The sequence below is a fragment of the Paraburkholderia sp. SIMBA_053 genome (genome assembly GCF_046534895.1).
Classification (GTDB): domain Bacteria; phylum Pseudomonadota; class Gammaproteobacteria; order Burkholderiales; family Burkholderiaceae; genus Paraburkholderia; species Paraburkholderia caledonica.
The window spans coordinates 15,061-33,214 of the sequence record NZ_JAWRXU010000014.1 but is presented as its reverse complement, the minus strand read 5'-3'; the positions used below and the strand labels follow the sequence as shown (position 1 = coordinate 33,214).

The window sequence follows — 18,154 nt, the reverse complement described above, 5'->3', positions numbered from 1 at the left end:
GCGCCGTCGGAGCATCATGATTGTTGATGGGGGATATCAAGATTGATTGATTGCCTTGATTCTACTCGTGTCGCAAACTGCATTCACCGCCGTCATGAGAAGCGAAATGGACGGCGGCAATACATCAGAGGCAGATTAATGGCAACTTCGGTTCACCAATCCAGCAATGGTGGCGCGTCCAAGGTTGAGCGTTTCGACGTCGTGGTAGTCGGCGGCGGCGCGGGCGGCGCAGCAGCGGCGATCGCCTCGGCGAAGCTTGGGGCGAAGACCCTACTTGTCGAGCGCTATGGATTTCTGGGCGGCGCAGCCGCAAATGCGCAGATTCTTTCCTACTGCGGCTTCTATACTCCGCACGATACACACCAAAGGACGATCGGTGGAGTAGGCTGGGAGATTGTGTCCGAGTTGCAGACGCTCGGCTTCGACACAAGTCCGGTCCGCTCGAAAAGCGGCAACTGGATCATCATGCTCGATGTCGAGGCGATCAAATACGCGTTTGACAGGCGAGTCGTCGATGCGGGCGTAGATGTGCGCCTGCACACCCGGATGGTTGATGTGGAGCGCGTTGATCGTTCGCTTGCGGCGATCACGCTGGCGGATCACTCGGGCCTACATCGGGTCGAGGCGCATGCTTTCGTTGACGCGAGCGGCGAGGCGACGCTATCGGCCTTTGCCGGCGCCGAACTCCAGGGCGGCGATCGCGGAGTTGTCCAGCCCGCATCGCTTCCGATGGTGATCGACGGCGTGCCCCTGGGTGTCACGCTCGACCGCGAGCACATCGGGGAACTGATCAGTCAGCACAACCAACGCGCGACGCTGCCCATTGAGCGACTCGACGGCGGCGCGCTGATGAGGCTACCAGCATCAGGGAACGTATGGTGGATGGTTGTGGATGTAGCGACTGATGGCGTTACGAGCCGGGATCTCTCGCGCGCGGAAATCGAAGCCCGGCATCAGGCATGGAGCTTGATCAGCATGTTGCGCCGGCACCCCGGTTTTGAACGCGCGCACCTTGCTTCCACCGGGCCACAGCTTGGCATTCGGGAAAGTCGTCGGCCTCGGTCGCGCCACGACGTGACAGGAGACGACGCGCATACCGGGCGACGGTATGCGAACGCGATCGCCAGGGCGAGCTGGCCAATGGAAATACATGATGCGCCAGGGCGCACACGCTACCTCTCGATCGGTGGAGAAGGTTTCTTCGACATTCCGCATGGGGCGGTAGAAGCCGAGTCTCTCGACAACGTTTGGCTGGCGGGGCGCGTCGTGGGCAGCGACAAGGAAGCGTACGGATCAATCCGCGTGATGGGCACAGCGTTCGCAACAGGCCACGCGGCCGGCGTATGCGCGGCGCTGTGGGCAGACGGCCACGTGAGAGACAGCGCGTCGGTACGCAACGCCCTCGAAGGTCAGGACGCCATCATCTAAAGAGCTGCAGTTTTTTACCTGGCGATTTGGGCGTAGGCTCCGATCGGAAGGCTATTAACGAATCTCAAGGAAGCAGGCAAAATGCAGAAACACACGAGCAATACGGCACACGGCTTGGGATGGTTTGAAGGTTTTTCGCCGCTGGCTGTGGACGCCGGCGGTGTGACGTTTCGCGGAGTCATTGGGGGCTCAGGGCCGGCCGTGCTGCTGTTGCACGGTTATCCGCAAACACACGTCGCCTGGCGGCGCGTGGCCAACACGCTGGCGCGGACGTTCACTGTTGTCGTCCCGGATTTGCCCGGGTACGGCGCGAGCCGCGTGCACGATGCGAGTCCCAGATGGACGAAGCGTCGTGTCGGCGACGCGCTGATTGCGCTGATGGATGTGCTAGGTCATTCGAGTTTCGCTGTCGTCGGACATGATCGTGGCGCGCGTGCTGGTTACCGTCTCGCGCTCGATCACCCCGGTCGTGTCCATGCATTCGCGTCATTGACGGTGATCCCAACGCTAGATGCCTTCGCTCGCGCTGACATGCCGTTCGCAATGAACGCATGGCATTGGTTTTTTCTCGCGCAACCGGCCGATCTTCCAGAACGCATGCTGTCCGCAGATCCCGATGCGTTCCTTGACGCCGCCTTGATCAAGATGACGGGCGGCCTCGACAGGGTTGAGCCAGCCGCGCTGGAGGCGTATCGTCACGCGTTCCGGCAGCCTACCGTGCGTCTCGCGATCTGCGAGGACTATCGATCGGCGGTCGAGGAAGATCTACGGTACGACAGTGAAGACCGGGGAAACGGGCGCCGGCTCGCATGCCCGGTCCTGGTGCTGTGGCCTGAACGTAAGGGAAGTCCTGCTCAAGCAACGCCCGTTGACATCTGGCGCCAATGGGCCAGCGATGTGCAGGGACACGCGATCCCGGGCGGCCATCTCCAGCCCGAAGACTCACCGGAACATGTTCTGGCAGCGCTTTTACCGTTTCTGACAGACGCTCGTCCATCTTAATGTCTCCTGGCCTTGCGTGTATCGGCGAGTTCCACTCAGCGAGCACGCTGCGCTCGGACAGCAGCTCTTCTTCATGACGTCATCTTAGCCCACGGCTCAACTAACGTGACAGAGCCCTCCCGCGCTGTCAGGCAGTTCGTCGCCGATAACGCCGACGTCTGAGCCTGATCCGGCTGCCGGGCTATTGTCTCGAACTGAACCCGGACGAACTCCTGAATCAGGGCGTGAAGACCATTGCGTTCGGCAAGAACCGACCGACCAGCAGGGCGGAAATGATGGGCACCGACCGCCGGCACCTGCATCGTCGTCAGAAGGAGCCGCATGTGATCCGCAACTTGTTCAAGGAAAAACATGTCCGACACGCCGCTCGATCAAGTACGCACTATTTGATGCTCCCGTAAGATAAAGGTGCATGCACGGTTCTGACGCGGGGCGCTATGTAGCAATGCATGACGGCTATCCGAAAAGACCGGACGAAGGATCTGCAGCTTTGGATGGTAATGCGTTCGTGTTGAAACGGATGGTGTGACGTCGTTCCGAGCGCTGCAGGCACCAGCAAAGGCACATCGGCGAGAACGTTGTGTGTCGCGCGCGAACCCGGCGAGTCGGCGCGGATCGCGACCCGTGTCGCCGCGCCCGTAATCAGAACCGATGAATCAAGCCCACGCCGACCGCGACCTGGCTGCGCGCCGATGACGGCGTGTTGCTCAAGCCGTCACCGATCGACGCGGTCGCGGCAATCACGCTGCCGCTCGCCGAGAGCGTCTTGCCGTTCGCACGCTGATAGGCCTGTACCGCGTAAAGGCCGGTGCGCGCCGAGAGTGCATAGTATTGCGACAGGTTGAACTGTCGATATTGAGCGGCATTTCGGATGCCGTTTGACTTGGTCGCGCGTGTGTAGCGATAGCCGGCGGCCAGGTCCAGCGGCGTGGCCAGCTTCCAGTGCAATACTGCGCCGGCGGTATTGAAGGTCGCCCGGTTTGAGAAGGCCGAGCCGGTCCCCGGAGTGTATTGCACGTTCGAGTAGGTCGCCGAGACCTCCCACGCGGCATTGAACTTCCAGCCGCCCGCGACTGCGAAGCGCTGCTGTGCCGCGGCAGTCTGGTAGCCGTTGTTGATCGCCGATACAGAGGGCTGCGTGCCGTTGTTGCTCAGCGTGGAGTTCGCGCCCCACGCGCCGCCGCCTTCGGTCGAATTGTTGATGCGCTGGAAGCCCGCGCCGAGTCCGAACGGCCCGTTGCGATACTGCACGGCTGCGCTCCAGGTCGAGCCGCGATTCACGCTCCCCAGTACGCCGCCGAACGCGTACAGTCCGCTGACGGTGAAGCCGCGCCACAGCGGCGAGGTATAGACCAGCGAATTGTCCACGCGGTAGGTGGTATCGAACGAATCGAGATCGCCTGGGAGGTTGAGCTGTTCTGCCACGAGAGGCCGGTATCGACGATGCCGTACAGCGTAACGCTGCTCTGCGCGAACGCGCCCGAGGCCGCTAACGGTGCGGCCAGAAACAATGCATGGCTAACAAATTTGGTTTTTTTCATGTGCGAGTGGCGTGATGGAGAGAGGGGACGTATGGTTTGTCGGTGTGGCGCACAAATGCACGGACGCGGCAACTGCGGCACCTGCGTCATGCGACCGGCTGCAGGTTACTGATGACAGCGTTATGAACAAAATGAATTATTTGGATTTGCAAATATGCGAATTACCGAAACGTAAAGAAGCCTGTGGGGCGCCATAAGTTTGACTGTATGGCCGTGCTGCTGGAACACGCGGGCCCAGTGATGAGCACCGGAGCACGCTTCCATCCCGATGAGGCACGCTGGCAACTGCGCGATCAAGGTCACCAGTTGATCGCGCGGCACACGCGGCTTGGTCAGGATCGCTTTGCCGGTCTCGTCCACACCGTGAACGGCGAATACATTCTTGGCAAGATCGATTCCGATAGTGACAATAGGCATGGACTTCCCCTCTCGCTGGGGTGGATGAACGTTCGCAACTTCATCTTGGCACATTGATGCCGACTCGCGGCTTCCGCCGCAGCCTCGGGGCGGGGAAGTCCCTTTCATTCTCTAGCAAAAACCAGGAAACCCTGAGCGGCACGGGCAAACCGCCGTTGCGGACATCGCAGCCCTCGCGCTGCTCACGAACAAAGCGTGCTGTCCGTTTTGCGGACGACTGCTGTCCAGTAAGTCGACACCTGTGGCAGGACGGCCCAACGAAAAGTTCGCGCGACGCGGCATGAGGATGTGGCATCAGCATCTGCCGTTGGCGCTGCACAAGCACCGGCTCCGGACGAAGGCGTACGGTTCGAAACATACGATCGATGTACTACTCTTGGCATCGCCCCAGACCGGATCCGTCGATCACCGGGCCGATTCCAAACCGCTTCCGCCGCAGTGCGATGCCATCGAACCAGCAAAGCCAATATCGAACGCCAAGGTTCCGATATCCAACGCCGCCGGACATTCTTCCATGTATCGTTCGGGCAATCGTCGCGCATCCATGCGGGACCATCACTTGCCCGAACATGTCATGAACCAATCAGCGGAATTCGAGCCGTCCTTGCTTAAATCGCGTCTTGGCGTCGACATCGGCGGCACCTTCACCGACTTCGTACTCGAAGCCGGCGGCCGCCGCTATACGCATAAGCGCCTCACCACCACCGACGCCCCCGAGCGCGCCGTGCACGAGGGCATCGCCGATCTGCTGCGCGAAGCCGGCATTGCCGCCGACCGTCTCGACGCGATCATTCACGGCACCACGCTTGCGACCAACGCGGTGATCGAGCGCCGTGGCGCGCGCACGGCGCTGCTGACCACGGAAGGCTTTCGCGATGTCATCGAAACCGGCTTCGAGGCGCGTGCCGATCACTACGATCTGCGTGTGCGGCAACCGGCGCCGTTGATCGACCGCGATCTTCGCTTCACGATAGCCGGCCGCATGAGCGCACAGGGCGAAGAATTGCAACCACTCGATCTGGCTGCGCTCGAAGACATCGCGCGGTCGCTCGAAGCGCGTGAGATCGAAAGCTTGGCGATCGGCTTCATGCACAGCTATCGCAATCCGCGGCACGAACAGCAGGCGGCTCGCTGGCTCGCCGCGCGGCTGCCGCGTCTGTCGATCAGCTTGTCATCCGACGTATCGCCCGAGGTGCGAGAGTTCGAGCGATTTTCGACGACGGCGGTCAATGCTTACGTGCGTCCATTGATGCATTCCTATCTGACGCGCCTTGCTGCCGCGCTCGGGGGCATGTCGATTCACGCACCGCTGCTGCTGATCACGTCCGACGGAAGTCTGTGCGATGTCGATACGGCGTGCCGCCTGCCGGTGCGTCTGCTCGAATCGGGGCCGGCCGGCGGGGCGCTGATGGCCGCGCATATCAGCGAGTCGCTCGGCCTTTCGCAGGTGTTGTCGCTCGATATTGGGGGCACCACGGCGAAGCTGTGCTTCATCGACGAGGGCCGCCCGCATATGTCGCGTTCGCTTGAAGTCGCGCGGCTGTATCGCTTCAAACCAGGCAGCGGCATCCCGCTGCGTATCCCGGTGGTGGAGTTGTGCGAGATCGGAGCGGGAGGCGGGTCGATTGCCGGTGTCGATGCATTGGGACGCGTGCAGGTCGGCCCGGTTAGCGCGGGCTCGATGCCGGGGCCGGCATGCTACGGCCAGGGCGGCGAGCGTGCCACGCTGACCGACGCGCACCTGTTCGCCGGCCGTCTCGATCCTGCCTGGTTCGCCGCCGGCACGCTCACGCTCGATACCGAGGCCGCGCGCCGCGCATTGGAGTCGGACATCGCCGCGCCCCTGAACGTCGACACCGATGCCGCGGCCTATGCCGTCGCCGAAATTGCCGACGAAGCGATGGCCTGCGCCGCGCGGGAACACGCCATCGAGCTGGGAAAATCCGTCGCGGGACGCACGCTGGTGGCGTTTGGCGGCTCGGCGCCGCTGCACGCCGCGCGGCTCGCCGACAAGCTCGGCATCGACCGTGTAGTGATTCCGACTGCGGCGGGCGTCGGTTCGGCGTTTGGCTTTCTGCTCGCGCCCGTCGCGTTCGACGCGGTTCGAAGCCGGATCGAGGCCCTCGTGCAAGTCGACGTCGAAGCAGTGAATGCGCTCCTCGCCACGCTGGAAGAAGAGGCGGCGTTCATTGTCAGCAAGCTCGTGCAGCGCGACTCGTGCAGCGTCGACGTCACGGTCTCCATGCGTTATCGCGGCCAAGGGCACGAATTGCAGATAGCATTGCCCGCCGCGCGGCTCGATGGCGACGCCCACGCGATTCTGCGCGAGCGGTTCGAAGCGGTGTATCTGGCCCGCTTCGGGCGTCTCGTGCCACGCGCGCCGCTCGAAGTGCTGGGCTGGAGCGTGCGCGTCAGCGAGCCGCAACGCAAGCCGCGCGCCGCTTCGACGGGCCGCCCCGCGGCTACGATCGCTGCCGGAACACGGCACACACCGGCTGCCGAACGCCAGATGCTCGACCAGTTGCGTCGCGAACGCGTCGCCTCGCATTCCTATCGTCGCGACCAGCTTGCGAACGGAGCATTCGTTCGCGGACCGGCCGTGATCGCCGATCGTGAAACGACGGTGGTCGTGCCGCCCAATTTTGACGCACGCGTGGATGCGAACGGCCATCTATTGCTGGAGCGCCGTGCCACATTCAAGGAAAACGTATGAACGCGCCGCACGATATCGGGCAGGACACGCTCGATCCCATCCGTTTGCAGGTGATCTGGAATCGCCTGATCGCGGTCGTCGAAGAACAGGCGCGTCTGCTGATGCGCACCGCGTTCAGCCCGACTGTGCGCGAAGCCGGCGATCTGTCCGCCGGCCTGTTCGATGCGCGCGCGCGTCTGGTCGCGCAGGCGGTGACGGGCACGCCCGGCCATGTCAATTCGATGGCGGCAGCAGTCGGGCATTTTCTGCAAGTGTTTCCGCTCGCCACCATGCGTGCCGGGGACCACTTCATCACCAACGATCCGTGGCTCGCCTCGGGACACCTGCACGACGTGACGGTCGTCTCGCCGGTGTTTCGCCGCGAGCGGGTCATCGCGTTCTTTGCGTGCACCTGCCATCAGGTCGATATCGGCGGAATCGGCCAGGGCCCGGACGGGCGCTCGATATTCGAGGAGGGCCTGTGCATTCCGCGTCTGCCGCTCGCGCGCGCGGGCGTGATCAATAACGATCTTATCGAGATCATTCGTGCCAACGTCCGCACGCCCGACGAAGTGGAAGGCGACATTCTGTCTTACCTCGGCGCGAACGAGACGAGCGCCACGCGACTTCTGGCGACACTCGACGAGTTCGGCGAGTCAGACATGGTTCGCGTGTCCGACGCGATCATCGAATGTTCGCGCACGGCGATGCAACAAGCGATCGAAAAATTGCCCGAGGGACGCTATCCCTACGCCATGCAGATCGACGGATTCGATACGCCGATCGACCTCGTCGCGACCCTCGACGTACGCAACGGCCGGGTCGGCGTCGATTTTTCGGGAACCTCGCCCGCCAGCCATCGCGGCATCAACGTGGTGCTGAACTACACGCGCGCCTATGCCGCGTTCGGGGTGCGCGCGGCGGTTGCGCCGGACGTGCCGAACAACGCCGGCTCGCTGGAACCGCTCGACATCAGCGCGCCGGAAGGTTCGATCCTCAATGTGCAGCGACCGTGGCCGGTGTGCGCGCGGCATATCATCGGCCAGTTCCTGCCGGACGTGGTGTTCGGCGCGCTTGCCGGCGTGCTGCCCGACCGCGTGCCGGCCGAAGGCGCGTCGTGTGTGTGGGGTGCGCAACTGCGCGGCGGAGCGGCGACGTGGATGGCGGCGGGCGAAGCATTGCCGGACGAGAGCGCGCAAGACCAGCCGCGCGCTTTCGAAACGCTGTTCTTCAACAGCGGCGGCTCGGGCGCGCGGGTCGGCGGCGATGGCATGTCCGGTACCGCATTCCCGAGCGGCGTACGGGCGATTGCCTGCGAGATCGTCGAGTCGCTGTATCCGGTCGTGGTCTGGCGCAAGGAATTACGCCCGGACAGCGGCGGTCCCGGACGCTGGCGCGGCGGCCTCGGGCAGCGGCTCGAGATCGCCAGCGTAGACGGCGCACCGTTCCAGTTCTTCGGCATGTACGACCGCATCGTGCACCCGGCGCGCGGCCGCGATGGCGGCGGCGCCGGCGCGCCGGGCGCGGTCATGCTGGACGACGGCACGCCGATGGCCGCGATGGGCCTGCAAACCGTGCCCCGCGGGCGTCGCCTGTGTCTGGATCTGCCTGGCGGCGCGGGCCTTGGGCCGGCGCATGAGCGAGCGCGCGAGGAGGTCGCGCGCGATGTGCGGCTCGGCTATGTGAGCGAGTGCAACGCCGTCGCCGATTACGGCTTGCGTTGATGGCTCGCGTCGAAACGCGCGCGGGTTCGGTCGCGCGTAAACCAGGCGACCGGATGCTTTACGTAGGAAATCCGCTCTTTGTGGGCTCGGCGCGTGGGATGCGCCGTTCGCGCGTCGGGCAAATATTGGCGATGCGTGGCGGGTGACTAGAATCGTCCTACCTGTACGACGATGGAACCGCGCCGCGCGGCCGCCTTCATGGACCGACTTGCCAGGCTCCCTGAGCCCTCGCTTTCACCTGCCGATTTACCTTCTGATGCGCCCGTGCAGACGTCAGGCGCGCCGGTCGACGACGCGCTCAGCGGCCTGTTCCGCACCGCGCTCGCCCATGCGGGCGCGCCGCTAAGCGAAGCGTACCGCCGCCTGAGAGAGGATTCACGTTGTATCAGTGCGCCGGCAATCGGCCTATACGGCCGACGGGTCGCCGTGCCGGGCGACGCTGACGAAGGCTGGTGGAAAATGATCTCGATCCGCGACGAGATATTCGTGGCGATCTCCGAATGCCGGTACGCCCGCGCACGAACCGAATGCGTGCCGCCCGAAGGCTTCGTCGAGTTTCACTACCTCGTGACCGGGCCGGCCCATGTTGGCGTGGATGGCGACGACGCCGATTCCGTGCAGGTCGAGGCGCCGAACTTCATCGTTTGCCATCAGGGTGCGGGATTGCCCTATCAGATCACCTGTCCGCAAGGACCGCGCCGGGCGCTAGGCCTGTACGTGTCGTCGCGCTATTTCGCGCGGCTCGTCGACGCACTCGGCGTGGAGGGCGAAGCGATTCGCGGCCGCCTTGCGGCAGTGAAGGACGACGAACTCTACAACGTGCAGATGCGCTTGACCCTGGACGCGCTGCAGGCCATCGAACAACTGCTTGCGAGCGCTCACGAAGGCGTGCGCGAACTGCTGTTCGTCGAGGCGAAGTGCATGGAGATTCTTTACGCCAGCGTAGGCGTATGGGCCGACAGTCTGCGCCACGGCGCGCCGGACGGCATCCTCTCTTCGCGTGATCTGATGCTGATGGAACGCGCGCGGATGATGATCGATGCGGACCTGCAGAAAAGCATGACGATTCCCGATCTCGCGCGCGCGGTCGGCACCAATGCGTCGAAGCTCAAGCGCGCGTTCAAGTTTCTGCATGGCGTGACCGTGTTCGAATACAGCTTGCGGCGGCGCATGCACGAAGCGCTGCGGCTTCTGGCGGATGAACGGCAGTCTGTGGGCCAGGTGGCGGCTGCAGTCGGGTATCAGCATCAGACGAGCTTCACGACCTCGTTTCGCGACTTTTACGGCTTCGCGCCGAAGGACGCTCGGCAACTGCGCGGCGCCGATCGCGCTAACGCCGGCGGATAGTCTGCGACGGCGACTCGCCAAAGCGCGCCTTGTAGCTCTGCGCAAAGCGTCCAAAGTGGGTGAAGCCGCAATCGAGTGCAATGCTCGCGATACGCAGGTCCGCGGACGTCGCGAGGATGATTTCACGAGCGCGTTCCAGCCGGATCTGCCGCAGATAGTGCATCGGGCTGGTCCGGCGGAAGCGCAGGAAGCCGTCGCATAGCGTGCGCACCGGAACGCCCACCGCCTCGGCGATGTCGGCGAGCTGCAATGGCGAACCCAGCCGGGCGATCATTACCTCCTCGGCGCGGCGGACGAACCCCGGCATGATGCCCGGGTGTGCAATGGAGGTAGCCGGGGCGTCGCGCTCGGCAGACCCGGCCGCGAGCAGATTGACCAGCAGCGACTCGACGTGCGCGCCCACGCGAGCATTGCCACACGCGCTGGCGAGCAGGTCTGGCGAACTGGCGATCAGCTTCAACTGGTCTTGCCATGCGCGCATCGCGCCGTTCGCGAAGCGTACGAGCGCGCCGTCCGGTTCCGCGCCGAATGCGGCGTCTTCAGGCAGGGCGGCGGGATCGATACGTAACACGAGCTGCTCGCAATCGGGCGAGAGTTTCGCACTGAACGGTTCACCGGGAGCGCGAACCACGCCTTGCCGGTCGTTGACTTCAATGGTCCGGCCCGCCGCATTCACCTCCGCGCTGCCGGAAACGCAAAACATCAGCAGGTAATAGCCGTCCACCGCTTCGACATCGACATGCATGCCGCTGCCGAAGCCGATCGTGCCAATACCGAGCCGGCCGATCTTCACGAAATCCATGTGCGAGCGCCCGCTGCCGTCGCCGAACGGCGCAAGCGAATGGGGCTGCATCACGCGCGAGATGAGTTCACGCGTCTCGTCCAGGTCTTTCGACTCGAACAGACGATGCTCGCGCAGCGCGCGCGGACGGAAATCGGAGCGGGTCATGACGGTGAAGGATACGGTGCCACGTTCCGGCCGCAACGGGCCGCGTTCAGAAAACTGCCTGAATCGGACAGACGGCGCGTGCACTGCCAGAAGCGGATAGCACCGTTATTCTGGATCTCCAAAAATAAATCCGCAGCCGTCAAAAAAGCTGTTTGCAAGCGGCAATCCCCTCATTCAGGCAGCACCCCAGCGATCTAGCGGAGTCATCAGCATGGAAATGGCCGAAACGCCCGTGCGCATTACCAGCAACGTGGATACGGATCACGTCGTGTTCCCGCACGACGACGGTTCGCGCGTGCCCTACAAGGTATTCAGTTCGCAAGCGGTATACGAGCGCGAGCAGGAACGCATTTATCGCGGCCCGACCTGGAATTTCGTTGCGCTCGAAGCGGAAATCCCAAAGCCGGGCGATTTCAAGAGCACGTTCGTGGGCGACACGCCCGTGGTCGTCACGCGGGTCGAAGACGGTTCGCTCGCGGCATGGGTGAACCGCTGCGCCCACCGTGGCGCTTCGGTGTGCCGCAGGCCACGGGGCAATGCCGCGTCGCATACCTGCGTATATCACCAGTGGAGCTTCGACAACAGCGGCAACCTGCTCGGCGTGCCGTTCCGTCGCGGGCAGAAAGGCATGAGCGGCATGCCGGCCGACTTCGATCCGAAGAACCACAGCCTGCGCAAGCTGCGCGTGGACAGCTATCGCGGTCTGGTGTTCGCGACGTTCAGCGAAGAGGTCGCGCCTTTGCCCGACTATCTGGGCGCGGAAATGCGCCCATGGATCGAGCGGATTTTTCACAAGCCGATCGAATATCTCGGCTGCACACGCCAGTATTCGAAGTCGAACTGGAAGTTGTACTTCGAGAACGTGAAGGACCCGTATCACGCGAGCATGCTGCATCTGTTCCATACGACCTTCAATATTTTCCGCGTCGGCATGAAGGCGCGTTCGATACCTGACGCGACGCACGGGTTGCACAGCATCATCACGGTCACGAAAACGGGCGAAGACACCTCGGCGGCATACAAACAGCAGAACATCCGCTCGATGGACGAAGGCTTCTCGCTCGAAGACGATACCGTGCTCGGCCATATCTCGGAGTACGAGGAAGACACGACCAACCATATCCAACCGATCTTCCCGCAACTCGTGATCCAGCAGATCCACAACACACTGGTTGCGCGCCAGTTGTTGCCGAAAGGCCCGAATAATTTCGAGCTGATTTTCCATTTTTTCGGCTACACGGATGACACGCCGGAACTGCGCGCGCTGCGCATCAAGCAGGCGAATCTCGTCGGGCCTGCGGGCTATATCTCGATGGAAGACACCGAGGCCACCGAACTCGTGCAACGCGGCACGATTCGCGACGGCGACGCGACGTCGGTGATCGAGATGTCGCGCGGCAATCCCGAACAGCAGGACACGGTGATTACCGAAAGCCTGATCCGCCGCTTCTGGGTCGGTTATCAGCGATTGATGGGCTATTGATCGGGGGACGCACATGGAAGCGATAAAGCTGTGGTTCGAATTGCACATGCTGCAGAACCAGTACATCAGCAATCTCGACAACGACCGGCTCGAAGCATGGCCGACGCTGTTTACCGAGGACTGCACGTACGAAATCGTGCCGAAGGAAAACGCCGACATGGGATTGCCGATCGGCATCATTCACTGCACAAATCAGCGCATGCTGCGCGATCGCGTGGTGTCGCTGCGTCACGCCAATATCTACGAGGAGCATACCTATCGTCATATGACCTCGGGTCTGATCATCGTCGACGAGAAAGACGGTGCGATTGAAACGGAGAGCAGCTACGTAGTCGTGCAAACGCGTGCCAACGGCGAGTCCGACGTGTATCAGGCGGGCAAGTATTACGACTGTGTGGTGCGTACGCCCGAGGGGCTGCGCTATCGGAGCAAGCGTGTGGTGTACGACACGTCGCGCGTGCAGACGCTGCTCGCCACACCGATCTGAAGGAGCGTATATGGAACAGACACTCGATAGCTGGCAAACCATCGGCACGCTTGACGATTTTGCCGAGGGCGAACCGGCGGCCATTGTTGCCGGCAACCGGCAAGTCGCGATTTTCCGGCTCGGCGACGACGTATTCGCGTTGAACGATCTATGTTCGCATGGCCACGCGCGTCTATCGGATGGCTACGTGGAAGACGGCTGTGTCGAATGTCCGCTGCATCAGGGGCTGATCGACATCCGCACCGGCGCGCCGCGATGCGCGCCTATCACCGAGCCGGTGCGTGTGTTCCCAATTCGCGTCGTCGATTCTCGGGTCGAGATTCATGTCGACTGATCGGCACGTGATCGTCGGTGCGGGCCATGCCGCGCGCCGCGCCGCGGAAACGTTGCGCGAGCGCGATCCGCAGGCGCGGATCGTAATGCTCGGCGCGGAGCCGCATGCGCCGTACGACCGCCCGGTGCTCTCGAAAGATGCACTGCTCGCAGAAGGTGGCGAACAGAAGGCGTTCATTCGCGGGCCGGACTGGTACGCCGCAAACCATATCGAGTTGCGGCTCGGGACCACGGTCGAGTCGATCGACCGTGCGCGCAACGAGGTGTGTTTGCACGACGGCAGTTCGATCGGGTATGACAGGCTGCTGCTTGCAACCGGGTCGCGTGTGCGTGAATTCGCCGGCGCGGTGGACGAACGTGTGCCGCTTTACTACGTACGTACGCTGGCCGATTCTCTCGCGTTGCGCGCCGCGCTCGCGTCCGGAAGGAAGGTCGCGATTCTGGGCGGCGGTTTCATCGGGCTGGAAGTTGCCGCGGCGGTAACGCAGCTGGGCTGCGAGGCGACCGTGATTGAACCGGCGGCTGCGCTGCTGCAACGCTCGCTGCCGCAAGCGGTGTCGCGCTTCGTCGCATCGCTTCATACGCGGCGCGGGGTGACGCTCAGGCTCGGCGAAACGCCGTCGCGCGTCGGCTACGAGAATGGCCGCGCGCTGATTGAAACGGATCGCGCGACGCTTGCGGCGGATATCGTCGTGGTGGGGATCGGCGTGTTACCGAACGTCGAACTGGCGCGCGAGGCAGGGTTGCAGGTAGATAACGGCGTCGTGGTGGATGCGCAGTGCCGCACGTCCGACCCACGCATTTTCGCGGCGGGTGAAGTGACGATGCATTTCAACCCGCTGCTGGGTCGTCATGTTCGTATCGAGTCTTGGCAGGTGGCGGAAAATCAACCCGCGATTGCGGCGGCCAACATGCTTGGCGATGCATTGGAATACGCCGAGCGGCCGTGGCTCTGGTCCGATCAGTTCGATTGCAGTATCCAGATGCTCGGCACGATCGAATCGTCGCACACGCTGATCGTGCGTGGTGACGCTGAGAACGGGCCGTTTTGCGTGCTCGCGCTCGACGCAGACCGGCGTTTGCGCGCGGTCGTTGCGATCGACTCGGGTCGGGATATGGGCGCCTGCAAGCGGCTCGTCGCGTCGGGCAAGGTGCTCGATCCCGCCTTGCTTGCCGATCCCGACGTAGCACTGCGATCATTGCTCTGATGCAGGCAGTGCGAGTCGCGCCCGCACTGCTTTAATACCTGTCTACGACGCGGCCTGGAACCGCCGTGGCCTCAAGCCCGACTGAAACCATTCGACCATCGTCACGATATCGAACACCGGTACACCAAACCGCTCGCTGATCAAAGCCGAGTAGGGCGCGAAATTGCTGCATTCGCTGACAATCGCGCCGGTTTCCGGATGCGCGCGGAAAAGACGCTCAGCGCATTCGATAAGGTCATCGGCCTGCTCGTCGAAATCCACCCTTGGTGCGTTCTCCAGATTGTTGCGGAAGAAACGGCTGTCTTCTCTCAACCCGGCTATGGGCAGATCAGCCGGCGCGTTCGCGGCCAGCAGATGACGCGGCGTGAGCGAAGCGGCGCGCGCTGTCAGGATGCCCACGCGCTGGCGTCGCGGCAGCAACATGGCCAGGGATGGAATCTGCAGCAACGCCGATGTGGCGACCGGGACGGTGCAGCGCTCTGTCAATGCCTGCTGGAATGCCACTAGAAAGCCGCAACTCGTCGCGATGCCGTCCACGCCGAGATCGACGAGTTGCTGCGCCGCTTCGGCGAAGCGTTCGATAAGCGGCACGGCCGCCTTCGCGTCGCCGCTCGTGGCGGCCATGATCTGCGGACCGGTGATGCCTGTCATCAGGCCGTATTGCACCGGAAAGGGCCATGTCGCGCCGTGACCAATGTCGCCGGGCAAGCGCTGAAAGCCCGTGTCGAGCATCAGGATCCCGATGCTCACGCCATGTATCGTGCGGCGTCGCGCGCGCAGCGCGCGCGCTTCGGAGGCGATTGCCGCGTCGGGAAGCGAGTGCGTGATCATGGTCAATTGACGAAGCAGTTGCACGCGTCGAGCGCGGCCGGAATCGGCAGACCGAGCGACGCCATCTTGCGGCGGTTGATCAATTCCTTGTAGTCGGCGGGCACGGCCCGATACACCGCCATCGACGACGGTTTGACGCCCTTGAGCATCTGCAGCGCCATGTCGGCGGCGTGCGCGCCCTGTGATTCGTAGCAAGGCGCATACGCGACGGCAATGATGTCGCCCTTGCGGATCAGTTCGTGCTCCGCGCTCAGGATCGGTACACGCATATGGTCGGTGATCGAGGCGACTGCCGGCAGCGAGGACTGGATCAGACTGGAGCCGATCGCATAGAAGAAGTCGATACCTTGCAGCGTGCCGGCGCGTTGTGGCACGTCGACGGTAGAGTCGGCCGACGTCGCGACCATCTCGAGGCCCGACTTTGCGGCGGCCTCCTTAAGGCTCGCGATGGCGGCCACGTCGTTGACTTCGCCGGCGTTGTACAGCACGCCAAACTTTCTGGCCTTGGGAAAGACCTTCTTCGCAAATTCGAGCACGGCGTTGTAGTCGGTGATGCTCGACGTGCCGTTGATGCGACTGCTGCCGTGCTGCCAGTCGGGCACGATACCGGCCTTGACCGGGTCGGTGACCTGCGAGAACACGAGCGGCGTGTCGAGATTGCCGACATTGCGCACGGCGGCCTGCGCGACCGGCGTCGTGACCGTGAGGATCACGGAAGGATGCTGCGCGACGATTTGCGCCAGCGTCTGCGGAATCAGGCTGGGCGTGAAATTGGCGTCGCTGTACACATAACGCACGTTTTTGTTTTCGACGTATCCATTCGCCTGCATTTCATCCTTGAAGCCCTGGATGGTGCGCGAGAGCGCGGGGTGCGGCCCGAAGTTCGCGATACCCACGACGATCGGCGCCGCGGCCGTGGTCTGTGCGTGGGTCGTTGCGGCCATGAGGCTGCCAAAGCCTACCGCGGCAGATAGCAATGCGAGCGTCGTGCCGCGGCGTCGGGCCATCTGTTGAACACACGCGCTGAGCAGTTTCATAACGTATTTGCCTGAAAAATGAGAGAGAGGGAAAGGGAAAACCCGCGGCGCCACTACGCCGTCGTGACACGTTCATTCTGGGCGCGCTTTCTTTGCCCGCCCATGTCGCCAAAATAAACAGTTCCGAAAGCCTATCAATTCAAGCTTCTGGCAACGTCCGTGCCGCCGGCAACGTCGCGTCATGAATGAAAGATCCGGGCCGAGACCGCACTGCAAAAGCGTAGACGCGGTGCGCATTGACAACGTTTTGCGAGACCGTGCTCTAGTGAAGCGATTCAGAATTGAAGGAAAACGGGTCTAACTATTTTGAGGACATTGCCACTGGTTTGCGCCGTTCCTAGTCTTCGCTCTGGCAACCGCGTTGCGGTACCGACGCGTTCAACATGCTACGAACGGTAATTCCCGCAAACTATCGATCCCTCTACGGACCATCCAGATGAAACGTATCTGCACTACGGCGCTGCTTTGTTCCCTTGCGGCTGCCGCACATGCTCAAAGCGCACCGGGCTCCAGCGTCACCCTGTATGGCGTGGTGATGTCAGGCCTGATCTACTCCAACAATTCGCTGAAGGGCGCGTCGATCGGCACGGCGAACGGTCCCAGCCGCTGGGGCTTCAAGGGCGTCGAGGACCTGGGCGGCGGCACCAGGGCAGTGTTTGTTCTCGAAGGCGGTTTCAATCCGAACACCGGCACGGCGGCGCAAGGCAGCCGGGAATTCGGCCGCCAGGCGTATGTAGGTCTGGCCCACGGCCGCTACGGCACGCTCACCTTGGGCCGGCAGTACGACCTCACGCAGGACTGGCTTGCCCAGTATTCTTCGCCGCTGATGTGGAATGGCTATACGGCGACTGTCGGCGACAATAACAACTTCAACTATCAGTTCCGCACCAATAACTCGGTGAAGTACGTGTCGCCTTCGTATCGTGGCTTGCAGGCGGGGTTCATGTACAGCTTCGGCGGGGTGGCCGGCAGCTTCGGCAACCAGAGCGCGATCGGCTTCGGCGTGAACTACGCGCAGGGCCCGCTCAAGCTTTCCGCGGCATACATGCGTATGAATCACCCAGCTTCGGCCGCTAGCGAAGGTTTGTGGAACACCGCTTCGTTCGCATCGATCTCTCCGAACTCGCCGACGGTCTCCTATGCGATTGCGCCTTCGAGCATGGAGCTTTACGGCGCAGGCGGCCAGTACGCCTTCTCCAGGGACACCTTCGCGGGCATTGTCGTCACGCATAGCCGCTTCGACGATCTGGGCGTCGCGCAACTGGGTCTCACGCACGGCCGCGCCAGCTACACCAACGTCGAAGCAAACGTGAGCCATTATTTCGCACCCGATTATCAGGCTGCCATCGACTACATCTACACCACCGGCTCGATCCAGCCGACTGACTTCAAGCCCCAGTATCACCAGATCTCGCTCATCAACAACTACTTCCTGTCCAAGCGTACCGCGCTGTACCTCGACGGCATCTTCCAGCTGGCGGCCGGCGACGCGCAGCACGCCAATATCGAGTACGCAAGCGGCTCGGGCGGGGCTTCGTCGACCAGACGTCAGGTAGCGATAACCGCTGGCATTTATCACCGGTTCTAATGACGTTGACTGGCGGCAGCAGTTCGTCCTGCGAGGCGATACCGCTGCAAGCAGGTGACAGGCAAGTATCAGGTCGGTAACAGGCAG

Annotated in this window: 14 protein-coding genes and 3 pseudogenes; 10 read left to right on the top strand and 7 right to left on the bottom strand. The window is 62.8% G+C overall.

What is annotated here, in order from left to right:
* Positions 1–42 precede the first annotated feature (42 nt).
* Positions 43–1,428 carry an FAD-dependent oxidoreductase gene (locus SB753_RS28715; protein ID WP_410803071.1) on the top strand — a complete coding sequence of 462 codons (1,386 nt, stop codon included), beginning with the start codon at positions 43–45 and terminating at the stop codon, positions 1,426–1,428.
* Between the two features lie 81 nt (positions 1,429–1,509).
* Positions 1,510–2,430, top strand: coding sequence for an alpha/beta fold hydrolase (locus SB753_RS28710; protein WP_410803069.1), 921 nt, complete (start codon positions 1,510–1,512; stop codon positions 2,428–2,430).
* 71 nt (positions 2,431–2,501) lie between these two features.
* On the opposite strand, the gene SB753_RS28705 is transcribed toward SB753_RS28710, so the two are convergent.
* The 4 genes and pseudogenes from SB753_RS28705 to SB753_RS28690 form a co-directional block, all read right to left on the bottom strand.
* Positions 2,502–2,783, bottom strand: a complete 282-nt coding sequence (locus SB753_RS28705) for a hypothetical protein (protein WP_410803067.1) — start codon at positions 2,781–2,783, stop codon at positions 2,502–2,504.
* A 289-nt stretch (positions 2,784–3,072) separates the two neighbouring features.
* A pseudogene (locus SB753_RS28700) lies at positions 3,073–3,834 on the bottom strand (porin); the annotation flags it as partial.
* A gap of 47 nt (positions 3,835–3,881) precedes the next feature.
* A pseudogene (locus tag SB753_RS28695) lies at positions 3,882–3,971 on the bottom strand (hypothetical protein); the annotation flags it as partial.
* A 186-nt stretch (positions 3,972–4,157) separates the two neighbouring features.
* Positions 4,158–4,388 (bottom strand): annotated as a pseudogene (locus SB753_RS28690) (IS110 family transposase); the annotation flags it as partial.
* A 574-nt stretch (positions 4,389–4,962) separates the two neighbouring features.
* Between SB753_RS28690 and SB753_RS28685 the strand changes: the two are divergent.
* From SB753_RS28685 to SB753_RS28675, 3 genes are all read left to right on the top strand, one after another.
* Entirely contained in the window at positions 4,963–7,101 is a 2,139-nt protein-coding gene (locus SB753_RS28685) for a hydantoinase/oxoprolinase family protein (protein WP_410803065.1), read from the top strand.
* On the top strand, positions 7,098–8,804 hold the full coding sequence (locus SB753_RS28680; protein WP_410803063.1) for a hydantoinase B/oxoprolinase family protein: 1,707 nt from the start codon (positions 7,098–7,100) through the stop codon (positions 8,802–8,804). The genes SB753_RS28685 and SB753_RS28680 overlap by 4 nt, the downstream gene beginning before the upstream one ends.
* 264 nt (positions 8,805–9,068) lie before the next feature.
* The gene (locus SB753_RS28675; protein ID WP_410803061.1) at positions 9,069–10,151 is read left to right on the top strand and encodes a helix-turn-helix transcriptional regulator; all 1,083 of its coding nucleotides are present in this window, start codon (positions 9,069–9,071) and stop codon (positions 10,149–10,151) included.
* Here SB753_RS28675 and andR read toward each other — a convergent pair.
* On the bottom strand, positions 10,135–11,100 hold the full coding sequence (gene andR / locus SB753_RS28670) for an anthranilate 1,2-dioxygenase regulatory protein AndR (RefSeq protein WP_410803059.1): 966 nt from the start codon (positions 11,098–11,100) through the stop codon (positions 10,135–10,137). The two genes, SB753_RS28675 and andR, sit on opposite strands and share 17 nt — an antisense overlap.
* Before the next feature lie 211 nt (positions 11,101–11,311).
* On the opposite strand from andR, the gene andAc reads away from it, so the two are divergent.
* The 4 genes from andAc to andAa are packed head-to-tail and all read left to right on the top strand — an operon-like array spanning position 11,312 to position 14,611.
* Complete coding sequence (andAc, locus tag SB753_RS28665; protein WP_410803057.1) at positions 11,312–12,583, top strand: anthranilate 1,2-dioxygenase large subunit AndAc; 1,272 nt, start codon at positions 11,312–11,314, stop codon at positions 12,581–12,583.
* Positions 12,584–12,596: 13 nt separating this feature from the next.
* Positions 12,597–13,070, top strand: coding sequence for an anthranilate 1,2-dioxygenase small subunit AndAd (andAd, locus tag SB753_RS28660; protein WP_410803055.1), 474 nt, complete (start codon positions 12,597–12,599; stop codon positions 13,068–13,070).
* Between the two features lie 10 nt (positions 13,071–13,080).
* On the top strand, positions 13,081–13,404 hold the full coding sequence (gene andAb, locus SB753_RS28655) for an anthranilate 1,2-dioxygenase ferredoxin subunit AndAb (RefSeq protein ID WP_410803053.1): 324 nt from the start codon (positions 13,081–13,083) through the stop codon (positions 13,402–13,404).
* Positions 13,394–14,611 (top strand): anthranilate 1,2-dioxygenase system ferredoxin--NAD(+) reductase, encoded by a 1,218-nt coding sequence (gene andAa / locus SB753_RS28650; RefSeq protein ID WP_410803051.1) that lies wholly within the window; start codon positions 13,394–13,396, stop codon positions 14,609–14,611. Before andAb ends, andAa begins: the two co-directional genes overlap by 11 nt.
* Before the next feature lie 42 nt (positions 14,612–14,653).
* Here the strand turns inward: andAa and SB753_RS28645 are convergent, their stop codons facing one another.
* Both SB753_RS28645 and SB753_RS28640 read right to left on the bottom strand, forming a co-directional pair.
* The gene (locus tag SB753_RS28645) at positions 14,654–15,466 is read right to left on the bottom strand and encodes an aspartate/glutamate racemase family protein (protein WP_410803049.1); all 813 of its coding nucleotides are present in this window, start codon (positions 15,464–15,466) and stop codon (positions 14,654–14,656) included.
* Complete coding sequence (locus tag SB753_RS28640) at positions 15,445–16,479, bottom strand: ABC transporter substrate-binding protein (RefSeq protein ID WP_410803047.1); 1,035 nt, start codon at positions 16,477–16,479, stop codon at positions 15,445–15,447. The genes SB753_RS28645 and SB753_RS28640 overlap by 22 nt, the downstream gene beginning before the upstream one ends.
* A 436-nt stretch (positions 16,480–16,915) precedes the next feature.
* On the opposite strand from SB753_RS28640, the gene SB753_RS28635 reads away from it, so the two are divergent.
* The gene (locus SB753_RS28635) at positions 16,916–18,067 is read left to right on the top strand and encodes a porin (protein WP_410803045.1); all 1,152 of its coding nucleotides are present in this window, start codon (positions 16,916–16,918) and stop codon (positions 18,065–18,067) included.
* Positions 18,068–18,154: the final 87 nt, after the last annotated feature.

Coding starts and splice junctions, on each gene's coding strand:
- SB753_RS28710 (WP_410803069.1), top strand. CDS start 1,510: ATGCAGAAACACACGAGCAATACGGCACACGGCTTGGGATGGTTTGAA.
- SB753_RS28705 (WP_410803067.1), bottom strand. CDS start 2,783: ATGTTTTTCCTTGAACAAGTTGCGGATCACATGCGGCTCCTTCTGACG.
- SB753_RS28685 (WP_410803065.1), top strand. CDS start 4,963: ATGAACCAATCAGCGGAATTCGAGCCGTCCTTGCTTAAATCGCGTCTT.
- SB753_RS28680 (WP_410803063.1), top strand. CDS start 7,098: ATGAACGCGCCGCACGATATCGGGCAGGACACGCTCGATCCCATCCGT.
- andR (WP_410803059.1), bottom strand. CDS start 11,100: ATGACCCGCTCCGATTTCCGTCCGCGCGCGCTGCGCGAGCATCGTCTG.
- andAc (WP_410803057.1), top strand. CDS start 11,312: ATGGAAATGGCCGAAACGCCCGTGCGCATTACCAGCAACGTGGATACG.
- andAd (WP_410803055.1), top strand. CDS start 12,597: ATGGAAGCGATAAAGCTGTGGTTCGAATTGCACATGCTGCAGAACCAG.
- andAb (WP_410803053.1), top strand. CDS start 13,081: ATGGAACAGACACTCGATAGCTGGCAAACCATCGGCACGCTTGACGAT.
- andAa (WP_410803051.1), top strand. CDS start 13,394: ATGTCGACTGATCGGCACGTGATCGTCGGTGCGGGCCATGCCGCGCGC.
- SB753_RS28640 (WP_410803047.1), bottom strand. CDS start 16,479: ATGAAACTGCTCAGCGCGTGTGTTCAACAGATGGCCCGACGCCGCGGC.
- SB753_RS28635 (WP_410803045.1), top strand. CDS start 16,916: ATGAAACGTATCTGCACTACGGCGCTGCTTTGTTCCCTTGCGGCTGCC.